The organism is Natrialbaceae archaeon AArc-T1-2, assembly GCF_030273315.1.
Classification (GTDB): domain Archaea; phylum Halobacteriota; class Halobacteria; order Halobacteriales; family Natrialbaceae; genus Tc-Br11-E2g1.
Map to the genome: position 1 here is coordinate 1,876,441 of NZ_CP127174.1, position 13,385 is coordinate 1,889,825.

At 65.5% G+C, this 13,385-nt stretch carries 8 protein-coding genes; 5 read left to right on the plus strand and 3 right to left on the minus strand.

Going from position 1 to position 13,385, the window contains the following annotated elements; genetic code table 11:
- Nucleotides 1-50: 50 nt before the first annotated feature.
- The gene (locus QQ977_RS09675) at nucleotides 51-2,585 is read right to left on the minus strand and encodes a DNA topoisomerase I (protein ID WP_285925518.1); all 2,535 of its coding nucleotides are present in this window, start codon (nucleotides 2,583-2,585) and stop codon (nucleotides 51-53) included.
- 274 nt (nucleotides 2,586-2,859) lie between these two features.
- Between QQ977_RS09675 and QQ977_RS09680 the strand changes: the two genes are divergently transcribed.
- Nucleotides 2,860-4,314: an MATE family efflux transporter gene (locus tag QQ977_RS09680; RefSeq protein ID WP_285928697.1), complete on the plus strand. Its 1,455-nt coding sequence runs from the start codon at nucleotides 2,860-2,862 to the stop codon at nucleotides 4,312-4,314.
- A 7-nt stretch (nucleotides 4,315-4,321) separates the two neighbouring features.
- Here QQ977_RS09680 and gatB read toward each other — a convergent pair whose 3' ends face one another.
- Entirely contained in the window at nucleotides 4,322-5,806 is a 1,485-nt protein-coding gene (gatB, locus tag QQ977_RS09685) for an Asp-tRNA(Asn)/Glu-tRNA(Gln) amidotransferase subunit GatB (protein WP_285925519.1), read from the minus strand.
- A 159-nt stretch (nucleotides 5,807-5,965) separates the two neighbouring features.
- Here gatB and QQ977_RS09690 point away from each other — a divergent pair, with 159 nt between their 5' ends.
- The 3 genes from QQ977_RS09690 to QQ977_RS09700 all read left to right on the plus strand — a co-directional run bounded on the left by QQ977_RS09690 (nucleotide 5,966) and on the right by QQ977_RS09700 (nucleotide 10,884).
- Complete coding sequence (locus QQ977_RS09690; RefSeq protein WP_285925520.1) at nucleotides 5,966-6,301, plus strand: DUF7518 family protein; 336 nt, start codon at nucleotides 5,966-5,968, stop codon at nucleotides 6,299-6,301.
- Nucleotides 6,302-6,377: 76 nt separating this feature from the next.
- Nucleotides 6,378-9,950, plus strand: coding sequence for a chromosome segregation protein SMC (smc, locus tag QQ977_RS09695; protein ID WP_285925521.1), 3,573 nt, complete (start codon nucleotides 6,378-6,380; stop codon nucleotides 9,948-9,950).
- On the plus strand, nucleotides 9,943-10,884 hold the full coding sequence (locus QQ977_RS09700) for a segregation and condensation protein A (RefSeq protein ID WP_285925522.1): 942 nt from the start codon (nucleotides 9,943-9,945) through the stop codon (nucleotides 10,882-10,884). The genes smc and QQ977_RS09700 overlap by 8 nt, the downstream gene beginning before the upstream one ends.
- Before the next feature lie 60 nt (nucleotides 10,885-10,944).
- Here the strand turns inward: QQ977_RS09700 and QQ977_RS09705 are convergent, their stop codons facing one another.
- Nucleotides 10,945-11,406, minus strand: coding sequence for a DUF7344 domain-containing protein (locus QQ977_RS09705; RefSeq protein WP_285925523.1), 462 nt, complete (start codon nucleotides 11,404-11,406; stop codon nucleotides 10,945-10,947).
- Between the two features lie 266 nt (nucleotides 11,407-11,672).
- Between QQ977_RS09705 and thiC the strand changes: the two genes are divergently transcribed.
- Nucleotides 11,673-13,100, plus strand: coding sequence for a phosphomethylpyrimidine synthase ThiC (gene thiC, locus QQ977_RS09710; protein ID WP_285925527.1), 1,428 nt, complete (start codon nucleotides 11,673-11,675; stop codon nucleotides 13,098-13,100).
- Nucleotides 13,101-13,385 lie beyond the last annotated feature (285 nt).

Here is a 13,385-nt window from a genome sequence, read left to right on the forward strand (position 1 = left end):
GAGGCTTCATATAAGATCACCGACAGCGGCGACAGATGCGACGGCGCGTCTCACGCCTTCGCCTGCCAGTTTCGAACCCGGTCCGCACTGATCCCGTCGACGTCCTCGGCGACGCTTTCGGGGTCGGCGTCGGTCAGGTCGTCGATGTTCTCGATGCCGGCCGCCTCGAGCTTTTCGGCCGTCTTCGCGCCGATACCGTCGAGGCTCTCGAGATCGGTGCCGGACTCGTTCTCGCGGGCCTGAAACTCCCGATAGTTACAGATCGGACAGCCCAGTTCCCAGGGGTCGTCGCCGTTGTGGACGACGAGTTCGGGTAGCTCGTGTTCCTCACAGTGCTCGTCGGTGACCTCGATCTCGCCGCGACGGGGAAGCGGCAGCGAGTACTCGCAGTCGGGGTAGCGCGTACAGCCGACGAGTCGGGAGCCGCTCTGGAGTGTCTTGATAGCGAGCTCTCCGCCTGCTCCGACGGTTTCACCGTCTTCGCCTCGCGACGTCTCCGACGTCGCGCCCTCTTCTGAACCGCATTCGGGACAGTCCCCGAGAACCGGCCCCTCGCCGGCTTCCTCGGCCTTACAGAGCGGACAGCCGTGGACGAACGTCTGTCGGCCGGCGAGCATCTTGACGTGATGGAGGTCGTGCTCGTCGCATTGCTCCTCGAGAATCAGCGGCTTGCCCGTCGAGGGCAGCGGGAGGGTAAACTCGCAGTCGGGATAGCCGTCACAGCCGACGAAGTACGAGCCGTGGCGGCTGCGCCGGACGAGCAGGTCCTCGCTACACTCCGGACAGGGACCCAGCCGCTTGTCGGCCTTGAGCGACTTCCGGAGCAGGTCGCCGATCTCCTCGCGGGAATCGACGAGGTCGGCGAAGATCTCCTCGAGCATCGCCCGGGAGTCGTCGGTGACGTCCTCGAGACTCGCCTCGCCGGAGGCGATGGCGTCCATGTCGGCCTCGAGCTGGGCGGTCATCTCCTCGCTGACGACCCGGTCGGCGTACTCCTCGGCGGCCTCGACGACGGCCATCGCGAGTTTGGTTGGTCGTGGTGGATCGTCTTCGATATAGCCACGATCGTACAGTTTTTGCAACGTATTGTGTCTAGTCGACTTTGTTCCCAGCCCAATATCCTCCATAGTTTCAATAAGTCGTGACTGGCCGTACCGGCGGGGCGGCTGGGTCTGTTTGTCCTCGAGGTCGACGTCCTCGATCGCGACGGCCTCGCCGTCCTTGAGGTCGGGCACGTAGTTCTCGGTCGTGCTGAAGTAGGGGTAGACGTCGTGGTAGCCGGGCTCGACGAGGCGTTTGCCGTTTGCCTTGAGCCGGCAGTCCTCGACCTCGGCGACGACCTTGAGGTGGTGCCACGTCGCGGGGTCGGCGACGGTCGCGAAGAAGCGCCGGACGACGAGTTCGTAGATCTGCCACTCGTCGTCGTCGACGTCGGTGCCACGGACCGGGATCTCGCCCGTGGGGTGGATCGGCGGGTGGTCGGTCGTCTCCTCGTCGCCCTCGGTGGGGGTGATCTCCTCGGCTGCGAGCAGGGACTCGGCGTCGTCGTCGAAGGTGCGGTGGGCAGTAAACGCCGCGAGCAGTTCCTCGGGATCGAGGTCGTCGGGGTAGACGGTGTTGTCGGTGCGGGGGTAGGTGATGTAGCCGGCGGTGTACAGCTCCTCGGCGATGGACATCGCCCGCTGGGCCGAGAAGCCGATCGCGCCGGCCGCGCGGATGAACTGGGTGGTGTTAAACGGCGTCGGCGGCCGGTCGGTGCGGGTCCGGCGGGTGACGTCGACGACGGTGGCCTCGGCGGCCGACGAAAGCGTCTCGTAGACGTCCTCGGCGGTCGCCTCCGCCCAGACGCGTTCGGCCTCGTTGTCGTCCTCGTCGCGGTAGAAGTACTGGGCGTCGAACCGGTCGTCGTCTTTCGCGAGTCCGGCGTACAGCTCCCAGTAGTCCTCGGGATCGAACGCCTCGATCTCGCGTTCCCGGTCGACGATCAGTTTCAGCGTCGGCGACTGGACCCGGCCGACCGAGATGAAGTCCTCGCCGAGCTGGCCCGCAGACAGCGAGAGAAAACGGGTGAGCGCGGCCCCCCAGATCAGGTCGATGATCTGGCGTGCCTCGCCGGCTTCCGCGAGGTCGAAGTCGAGGTCGTCGGGTTCGTCGAACGCGCTCGTGACCTCGTTTTCGGTGATCGAGGAGAACCGGACTCGTCGGATGGGGACGTCCTCGTTGACGTCCCGGACGATCTCGTATGCTTCCTTGCCGATGAGTTCGCCCTCGCGGTCGTAGTCGGTCGCGATCGTCACGGTCTCGGCTCTCCGGGCGAGGATCCGCAGCGTCGCGACGATCTCCTCTTTGGTGGGCGTCTTCTCGATCTCGGCGTCGACGAGTTCGACCGGCTCGACGTCGCGCCAGTCTTCGTACTCCGGCGGGAAGTCGACGCCGACGACGTGACCCGACAGCCCGACACAGCGCTTGCCGCCCCACTCGTAGACGTTGACGCCGTTCTCGCGACTCGAGTCGTACGTGTCGCCACTCAAGATGTCGGCGATCCGGCGTGCAGCGTTGTCCTTCTCGGTGATAATTAGCTCCACGACGGGTCACCCCCCGCTACGCGAGTCCCGGTCATCGTCGCCGGCTACGCCGGTCGACCGGATAATCCTTTCGGGGAAATCGACCGACAGCGCGGGTGTGCGCGCGGTACGCGGGACGAACGCGTCGCCGGCCGCGACTCCGGTCGATCCACACCGACGTCCGGAACGGCAGCGATCCCCGGCAACCGACGTGCGGAACGGGAGTCCTTTTCCCCCGGCCGGCACGACCAACGCATACGCATCCGTGGCCGACACCGAGCGCAAACGCGTCGACATGACGACGGGCGCGATCCCGCCGAAGCTGCTCGAGCTAGCCTGGCCGCTGGTGCTTGGCAACCTGCTCCAGACGTTTTACAACCTCGCGGATATGTTCTGGGTCGGCCGGGTGAGCGCCGAGGCCGTCGCCGCGGTGTCGCTGATGTTCCCGCTGTCGTGGATGTTCGTCTCGACGGCGATGGGGATCACGGCCGCGACGATCGCGCTCGTCTCCCAGCACGTCGGCGCGGGGAACGATCGGGCGGCCGACACCGTCGTCGCCCAGACGATCCTGCTGACACTGGCAGTCTCGAGTGTCCTCGCTGCGATCGGCCTCTACTTTCGCCGGCCACTGCTTACCCTCATCGGCGCTCGCGGTGACGTCTACGTCGAGGCGATGGCCTACATCGAGATCATCTTCCTCGCGCTTCCCTTCACGTTCCTCTTCTTTGCATTCCGGGCGTCCCTGCAGGGAGCCGGCGACACGAAGACCGCGATGTGGCTGATGGTCCTCTCGGCCGGACTGAACGTCGTCATCGATCCGTTCTTCATCCTCGGCTGGGGACCGTTCCCCGAGCTGGGAACCCAGGGGGCGGCCGTCGCGACCTTCATCTCGCGTGGGGTCGCGGTCGCGGCCGGCATCTACGTCCTGCTCCGTGGCGGCTTCGGCGTCCGCCTGCGGATCGCCGACTTACAGCCCGACCTCGGGATCCAGCGACAGCTGCTCTCGATCGGTTATCCGGCGACGGTAGACGGCTGGGCGCGCAGCTTCGCGTCCGTCGCGATGGCCGGCTTCGTCGCCCGCTTCGGCGCGGCCCCGACCGCCGCCTACGGCATCGGCGTCCGGCTGATGTCGGTCACCTGGACCGTCGCCGCGGCCGTCGGCCAGGCGACCGCGACCGGCGTCGGTCAGAACCTCGGCGCAGAGATTCCCGACCGGGCCGAATCCGTCGCTCGCGTCGCGACCGCGGGCACGATGGCGACGATCCTCCTCGCGGCGGCGGTCGTCTTCGCGTTCCCCGCCCAGTCGATCGCGATCTTTTCGGGCGATCCCGCGGTGATCGCCGAGGGCGTCCTCTTCTTGCGGATCACCGCGCCCGTCTGGGCGCTGTTTGCGGGGATCATGGTCCTCCAGGGAGCCTTCCGCGGGGCCGGCAACACCCGGGAGGCGATGGTCCTCTCTTTCCTCTCGCGGTGGATCTTCCGGATCCCCGTCGCGCTCGTGCTCGCCTTTACCGCCGTGACGGTTCCCGTCGTCGGCGTCACGATCCCCACCGTCGCCGCGATCGACCTCGGCGTCGCCGGCATCTGGTGGGCGTTCGTGATCGGCGCGACGCTCACGTTCACCCTCGCCGTCGCGTGGTTCCGGCTGGGTACCTGGCGAGAGGACGTGATCGAGGACGAGCCGTCCGGCCCGGAGCCGCCCACATCGGCCGAGACGGGCGAAAGCGAGAGCGTCGACGTCGACGACTAACCGCTGGTCAGGACTCGAGTTCCTCTCGAAGCAGTCCGTTCACGTCGCCCGGATCGGCGCTGCCGCCGGTCTTTTGCATGACCTGGCCCACGAGGAAGTTGATCGCACCGTCCTCGCCGGCCTCGTAGTCGGAGACAGCGTCGGGGTTCTCCGCGATGGCCGCCTCGACGGCCTGTTGTACCTCGTCCGCGCCGGTCTTGCCGAGGTCTTCGCGCTCGACGACCGTATCGGGATCGTCGCCGTCGTCGAGCATTCCTCTGAGAACGGTCTCGCGGGCGTTTTTCGTCGTAATCTCCTCGCTCGCGACGAGTTCGACCAGCCGCTCGATCTCCGCGAGGCGGTCCTCGACGTCCGTGATCTCCATGTCCCGGTAGTTGAGTTCGCCGAGCAGTTCGTCTGCGACCCACGTCGCCGCGAGGTCGGGGTCGAACTCGCTGGCGAGGTCCTCGTAGAAGTCCGCGACCTGTTTCGTCGTGGTGAGCTTCGAGGCCGCCTCCTCGCTCAGGTCGTACTCCTCGCCGAAGCGTTCGCGACGGGCCGAGGGAAGCTCGGGAATGGCGATCTCTTCTTTCCAGTCGGCGACTTGCAACGGCGGGAGGTCGGCCTCCTCGAAGTAGCGGTAATCCTTCTCCGCTTCTTTCGAACGCATCGAGACCGTGATCCCCCGGGACTCGTCCCAGTGGCGGGTCTCCTGTTCGACCGCCCGACCGCGCTGGATGGCGTTTTTCTGGCGGGTCTCCTCGTAGGCCAGGGCCTTCTCGGCCCCCTTGTGACTCGAGATGTTCTTGACCTCGGTGCGGTTTGCGTCCGCGAGCACGTCGTCGGCGATCTCGCCGCCGTCGCCGACCTCCTCGCCCGGAACGATCGAGAGGTTGGCGTCGACCCGCAGGCTGCCGTCCCGTTCCGCGTCGAAGACGCCCAGGTACTCGAGCACTTCCTCGAGTTCGGCGAGAAACGCCCGCACCTCGGCGGGACTACGGAAGTCGGGTGCGGTGACGATCTCCATCAGCGGCGTTCCCGCGCGGTTGTAGTTGACGAGGGTGTAGTCGGCGGTGTCGATCCCGCCGCCGACGTGCTGGAGGCTCCCGGGGTCTTCCTCCAGGTGAGCGCGTTCGATCGTCACGGTCCGGCGCTCGCCCTCGACGCTGATCTCGAGGTCGCCGTCGGCACAGATCGGCTCGTCGTACTGGGTAATCTGGAAGTTCTTCGGCAGATCGGGATAGTAGTAGTTCTTGCGGTGAAAGCGGGTCTCTTCGGGGATGTCGGCGTCGATCGCCTTGCCAATCTTGACCGCGGCTTCGACGGCGGCCTCGTTGAGCACGGGGAGGGCTCCGGGCAGGCCGAGACAGACCGGACAGACGTTCTCGTTCGGTTCGTCGGTCGGCGCCGTCGAGCAGCCACAGAAGATCTTCGTCTCCGTCTCCAGCTGGACGTGGACTTCGAGACCGATGACGGTCACGGGCTCGCCCTCCTGGACGGTCTGAGCAGTCATTGGGCCTCGATTCGGGCCGGCGGGGGTAAAACGTAACGGGATGTGATAGCGCCACTGGGATCCCACATCGTTTCGACCGCCCTGGGCCCTCCATGACGTACCAGAACGGTTATTCATGTCTGACGTACGTTTATGTGTCAGCGAAAACGTCTAGAACCTATGTCGAAAAACCGCGTCGAAGAGCTCGAGACGGCGGTATCGGAACTCGAGTCGACGGTAACGGGACTCACGGAAGAACTCGTCGAGGCCAAAGAACGGATCCGCGTTCTCGAGGCCGAACTCGACACCGAGTCGCCGACGCGCGTTCCCGACAGACGCTCGAACGAAGCCCAGACACGGGAAGCGGAGCCGGACGACGTCGCGGAGGCGACGGCCGAGGCGACGAACGACGCCGAGACGGACGACGACGCCGAGACGGACGACGACGCCGAGACGGACGACGACGCCGGCGACGAAACGGAAGACTCAGGTAGCGACGACATTATCGTCGCGTAACGCGGTCGCGGCTCTCTCCGGCCCGCCCGGGAGGCGTCGCGTCGAACGAGCCACGACCGAACGAGTGGAAAACGCCATGCACATCACGGAAGTCGTTCTGGACAACTTCAAGAGCTTCGGCCGGAAGACGAAGATTCCGTTCTACGAGGATTTCACCGTCGTCACCGGACCGAACGGCTCGGGGAAGTCGAACATCATCGACGCCGTGTTGTTCGCGCTCGGGCTGGCACGAACCCGTGGCATTCGTGCGGAGAAGCTGACGGATCTCATCTACAACCCTGGACACGAAGACGGCGACCGATCCGGTGGCCCTCGCGAGGCCATCGTCGAGGTCGCACTGGACAACACCGACCGCACGCTCGAGCGCTCGCAGGTGGTAAACGCCGCGGGCAGCGAGGACGTCGGCGGCGTCGACGAGATTCGTATCCGCCGGCGGGTCAAAGAGACCGACGACAACTACTACTCGTATTATTACCTGAACGACCGCTCGGTCAACCTCTCGGACATCCAGGACCTGCTCGCGCAAGCGGGCGTCACCCCGGAGGGATACAACGTCGTCATGCAGGGCGACGTCACCGAGATCATCAACATGACGCCACACGCCCGCCGGGAGATCGTCGACGAGATCGCCGGCGTCGCGGAGTTCGACGCCAAGAAGGAAGACGCGTTCGAGGAACTCGACGTCGTCGAAGAGCGCATCGAAGAGGCGAACTTGCGCATCGAGGAGAAACGCACCCGGCTCGACCAGCTCGCAGACGAACGCCGCGAGGCACTTCGGTACCGGCGGTTCCGTCGCGAAAAGGAAGAGTACGAGGGCTACCTGAAAGCGAGCGAACTCGAGGAGAAACGCGAAGAACGCGACCGCATCGAGGGGCGAGTCGAGGACCTCGAGGACGACCTCGCCGAGTTACAGCGCGAACTCGACGAGCGCCAGGGGACGGTCGTTCGCCTGCAAGAAGACCTCGAGGATCTCCGAGCCGAGATCGAACGCAAAGGCGAGGACGAACAGCTCCGGATCAAAGGCGAGATCGAGGAGGTCAAAGGCGAGATCTCCCGGCTCGAGGACCGCATCGAGGCCGCCGAGGAACGCATCGAGGAAGCGGACGCCGAACGCCGGGAGGCGTTCGTCCAGATCGACCGCAAACAGGAGACGATCGACGACCTCGAGACGGAGATGCGCGAGCGAAAACTCGAGAAAGCCTCGGTCAAACGCGAGATGCAAGGTCGGGAAGCCGACCTCGAGGAGCTCCAGGCCGAACTCGCAGCGATCGACACCGAGTACGACGAGCTGAAAGCCGATCTCGCCGATCGGAAAGCCGACCTCGAGGCGGCCAAGACCGAGAAAAACGACCTCCAGCGCGAACAGGACCGGCTACTCGACGAGGCACGCCGGCGGTCGAACGAGATCGAGGAGACGGAGGCCTCGATCGAGGAGAAATGCGACCGGCTCCCCGAACTCGACGAGCAGCGACGCGACCTCGAGCGCGAACGCGAAAAGGCCGAGACGAACAGAGAGAACATCGCGGGCGTGGTCGAGGACCTGACCGCGAAGAAACGACGCCTGCAAGACGACGTCGACGAGCTCGACGAGGAGATCCGGGCGAAACAGGCCGAGTACGCCGAACTCGAGGCCAAAGCCGAAGAGAGCGGGGACTCCTCGTTCGGTCGGGCGGTGACGACGATCCTGAACGCGGGCATCGACGGCGTTCACGGTGCGGTCGCCCAGCTCGGCTCGGTCCCGGGCGAGTACGCCGTCGCCTGCGAGACCGCCGCGGGCGGCCGACTCGCGAACGTCGTCGTCGCAGACGACGTCGTCGGCCAGCAGTGTCTCGATCACCTCAAGTCCCGCAACGCCGGTCGGGCGACCGTGCTCCCGATGACCGAGATGCACGAGCGGGGCCTGCCCTCGGCACCCGCGGATCCGGGGGTCGTCGACTTCGCGTACAATCTCGTGGCGTTCGACGACGAGTACGCCGGCATCTTCTCGTACGTCCTCGGGGACACCCTCGTCGTCGAGGACCTCGAGACGGCTCGCTCGTACATGGGCGATTACCGCATGGTCACGCTCGACGGCGATCTGGTCGAGAAAAGCGGCGCGATGACCGGCGGCTCGCGGAAAGGGTCGCGGTACTCGTTTACGAAAAGCGGTCGGGGCCAACTCGAGCGCGTCGCCGAGCAGATCACCGACCTCCAGGAAGAGCGCGAGTCGCTGGCCGACGAGCTTCGAGACCTCGAGGGCCGTCTCGAGGACGCCCGCGACCGGAAGACGGATGCGGCCGATTCGGTCCGCTCGATCGAGACGGAGATCGACGGCGTCGCCGACGAACGCGAGCGCGTCGAAGCCGAGATCGACGACCTCGAGACGGAACTCGAGGAACTCCGGGACGAACGCGAGTCCGTCGACGAACGGATGACCGATCTCTCGGAGACGATCGAGGAGAAGACGGCGACGATCGAGGAGATCGAAGCGGCTATCGACGAGCTCGAGGCCGAACTCGAGAGCTCACGGATTCCCGAACTCACGGCCGAGATCGAGGAGATCGAAGCGGAGATCGACGAGTTCGGGGATCGACTCGACGAACTCGACGGCGAACTCAACGAACTCGAACTCGAGAAGCGATACGCCGAGGAGGCCGTCGCAGAGCTCAACGAGACGATCGAGACCGCCCAGAACCGCAAGGCCGAACAGCAAGAGCAGATCGAGACCTACGAGGCCGAGATCGACGCCCACGAGGCGACACTCGCCGAGAAACGCGAGGCCGTCGCAGAGCTCGAAGACGAGTTGGTGGAACTCAAAGACGAACGAGCCGCGCTCACGGACGAACTCGAAGACACAAGAGCCGCCCGCGACCGGCAACGAGAGCGCGTCGAGAAGACCGAAAGCGAACTCGAGTCGGCCCGCGAGCGAGCCGAGACTCTCGCCTGGGAGATCGACGAGCTCGAGTCCGAGGTCGGCGACTACGACCCCGAGTCGATTCCGGACCACGAGACGGTTCGTGAGACCGTCGAACTGCTCGAAGAAGACATGGATGCGATGGAACCAGTGAACATGCTCGCGATCGACGAGTACGACGAGGTCGAGGCGGAACTCGAAGAGCTCGAGAACGGGAAGGAGACGCTCGTCGAGGAGGCCGAGGGGATCCGCGACCGGATCGACCGCTACGAGGCCACGAAAAAAGAGACGTTCATGGACGCCTACGAGGCGATCGACGCCCACTTCCGGGAGATCTTCGAACAGCTCTCCGAGGGGACCGGCCGGCTCCACCTAGAAGACGAGGACGACCCGTTCGAGGGTGGACTGACGATGAAAGCCCAGCCGGGCGACAAGCCCATCCAGCGTCTGGACGCGATGTCCGGCGGCGAGAAGTCCCTGACCGCACTCGCGTTTATCTTCGCCATCCAGCGACACAACCCGGCTCCGTTCTACGCCTTGGACGAGGTCGACGCCTTCCTCGACGCGGTCAACGCCGAACGCGTCGGCGAGATGGTCGACGACCTCGCGGGGAAAGCCCAGTTCGTCGTGGTCTCGCATCGGTCGGCGATGCTCGATCGCTCAGAGCGGGCGATCGGCGTCACGATGCAGGGGGACAACGTCTCGGCCGTGACGGGAATCGACCTGAGCGAGGAGGGGGTGCCCGCGGATGACTGACGAGGACGTCCCACTCGAGATCGTCGGCCACGAGGACAGGGAGCCGCCGGGAGCGGACGGGACGACCCTCGAGTTTGCCGACGGCGGCGCGGACGGCGACTCGGCGGGAGACGACCGCGAGGGCGTCGAAACCGAGGTCGAACCCGTCGAACTGCTCGTCCAGCTCGCCGAAGACGGCGAAATCGACCCCTGGGACATCGACGTCGTCCGTGTCACGGACAAGTTCCTCGAGGCGCTCGAGGACGCAGACCTCCGGACGTCGGGGCGGGCGCTGTTCTACGCGAGCGTCCTCCTGCGGATGAAAGGCGACGCGCTGTTTGCGAGCGACGAGGACGAGACGGACGACGAACTTCCGCCCTGGGAGGCTCCGTTCGTCGAGGACGCCGACGCCGGAACCGGAACCGGAGCCGAGCCGGCGTTCGACCCCGTCGAGCGCCTCGAGGCGGAGATGGACCGTCGTCTCGAGCGCAAGCGAGCGCGCGGAAAGCCCGAGACGCTCGACGAGCTCGTCCGCGAACTCCGCGAGGCCGAACGCGACTCTCACTGGAAGCGTTCACGCAGCTACGACACGCGGGACTCGCCGAGTGGCTTCGATCGAGGCGTCCAGGAACTCGACTACCGTGCCGGCGACGACCGTCGGATCGACGACGAGCCGACTGCCGACGACGTCACCCACACCGCTCACGACGAAGAGATCGAAGACGTCATCGAAGACGTCGAACGCGCGCTTTCGTCTCACTACGAACGGGGCCGTGAGGAGGTGTTGTACGCCGAAGTCGACGACGCTGGCGGTTCGCGCGTGATGACTTACCTCGCCTTGCTCTTTCTCTCTCACCGTGGACGCGTGCAACTCGAGCAGGACGAACTGTTCGGCGATCTCTGGGTCCAGCGAGCGACGCTCGAGACCGAACCCGACGAAGCCGTCGCGGACTGATACGGCCCGTTGTACGTCAGTGCCAGCGAACTCACGACCCGTCTGACGTGTCCTCTCGGATCAGTCGTCTTCGGGCGAGGCCGGTTCCTCGCCATCGGCCTCACCCGACTCGGGCGGATACGGCTCCGGTGGCGGCGTGCTGTACAGCACGGAGAGCTGTGATCGATCCGGCACCGTCGACGTCCCCTCCTGTGCTCTGGCCTGCTCGAGAAACGGCCGGAGCTTCTCGAACGTCGGCGTCGTCACGGCGTCGCCGTTTCGATCGTCGTACTCTAAGACGTCGTGATCGGCGAGTCTCGGCATGTGATTGTGGATCAGCGATACCGCTACCCCCCGCCGGTCGTCCTCGTCGACCTCTCTGACCGACGAGTCGGCCTCCCAGGCGGCGATCCGGGCGGAGAGGTTCTCGACGTTGCCGACGTCGTTCTCGAGGAAGTGATACAGGAGATAGCGACGCCGCGATTCGGACAGGAGCGCGAATACGGTATCTAGCTCTAGCGTCGACGATTCGGTCTCGGGCATTGGCGTCACTTACTCGCCGTCGGGTACAACCTTCTCGCCTAAACGCTTAGGCTATTTCGTGGTCGTGACGGTCGTTACGGTCGATATTTGGTGAATTCCGACACGTCTCGGATCGGTTGTGCCTTGCAATCTCGCACCGCTCGTGTGCCTTCGAGTCGGGTCCTTTCGGTACGAATCGTCTTGCGGTCTCACCGGCACCTGGTCCATGCTGAACAGTCACGTTCTCGAGGTCAGGTTTATAATCTAGTAGTATAACCTAGTTATCAATGGCGAACACGCAGCTTCAGGCCGCCCGTGAGGGCACGATCACCGCGGAGATGGAACGCGTCGCACAACGAGAGAATCGAGACCCCGAGTTCGTCCGCGAGCAGGTCGCAGCGGGCCAGGCCGTGATTCCGGCGAACCACGGCCACGAGTCGCTCGACCCGATGATCATCGGTCGGGAGTTCGCGACGAAGGTCAACGCGAACATCGGCAACAGCGAGACGACGAGCGACCTCGAGACCGAACTCGAGAAGCTTCACACCGCGGTCCACTACGGCGCAGACACGGTGATGGATCTCGGTACCGGCAGCGACCTCGATCGGATCAGAGAGACACACGTCGAGCACTCGCCGGTGCCGATCGGGACGGTGCCGCTTTACGAGGCCGTCAAGCGGGCGGGGAGTCCCGAGGAGCTGACGATCGACTTGCTGCTCGAGGTGATCGAGAAACAGGCCGAACAGGGCGTCGACTACATGACGATCCACGCCGGCATCCTGCTCGAGCACCTGCCGTTGACCGAAGACAGGAAGACGGGGATCGTCTCCCGTGGCGGCTCGATCGTGGCGAAGTGGATGGGTGCCCACGGCGAGCAGAACCCGCTGTTCCAGGCCTTCGAGGAGATCTGTGCGCTCTTCGCGGTCCACGACGTCACGGTCAGCCTCGGCGACAGCTTGCGACCGGGCTGTCTCGCTGACGCCTGTGACGAGGCCCAGTACGCCGAACTCGAGACCCTCGGGCAACTCACGCGGACCGCGTGGGACCACGGCGTCCAGGTGATGGTCGAAGGGCCGGGCCACGTCCCGATGGATCGGATCGGAGAGAACGTCGAGCGCCAGCAGGAGGTCTGTGACGGCGCACCCTTCTACGTGCTCGGCCCGCTCGTGACCGACGTCGCGCCGGGCTATGACCACATCACGAGTTCGATCGGCGCGGCCATCGCGGCACAGGAAGGAGCCGCGATGTTGTGTTATGTCACCCCCAAAGAACACCTCGGGCTGCCAGACGAGGCGGACGTCCGGGACGGGCTCGCCGCCTACCGGATCGCCGCCCACGCCGGCGACGTGGCGACCGATCGGCCGGGCGCGCGAGACTGGGACGACGCGCTTTCGGAGGCGCGGTACCACTTCGAGTGGGCCGAGCAGTTCCGGCTCGCGCTCGACCCCGACCGCGCCCGATCGTTCCACGACGAGACGCTTCCGGAGGTCAACGACGAGGACGCCCGCTTCTGTTCGATGTGTGGCGCGCAGTTTTGTTCGATGCGAATCGACCAGGACACGCGAGCCGACAGCGAGCTGGGGACGCTCGAGGGAAGAACCGACCTCGAGGCGTCGTCCGCCGCCGAGGTGAACCTGCCGCCGGTGGGGACAGACGAGGGTGGGAGACGGAGTGACGACGGACACGGTCGAGAACGGTCGGAGGCGGACGACTGACCGCTGTGGCGGAACTGGTCGACTCATACGTCCGACACGTGACCGGGCCCGTGGTCGGGGACTCGCCGTGGCACTCGAGACGCGACTGCTGACGACCTTCTCGAGGACGGACTGGCCGAGTTTCACACGGACGGCCGCTCAGGTGCTCGAGACGTGGCGTGAGGAGACCGGTATCCAGTACGTCCATCTTCACAAGAGTCTGACCGGCGACGTCGGGCCGTCCGACTCGTCGATTACCTCGAGCGGCGCCGTACGTTCGTCTCGTCCGGTAGCGATCGACGAGCC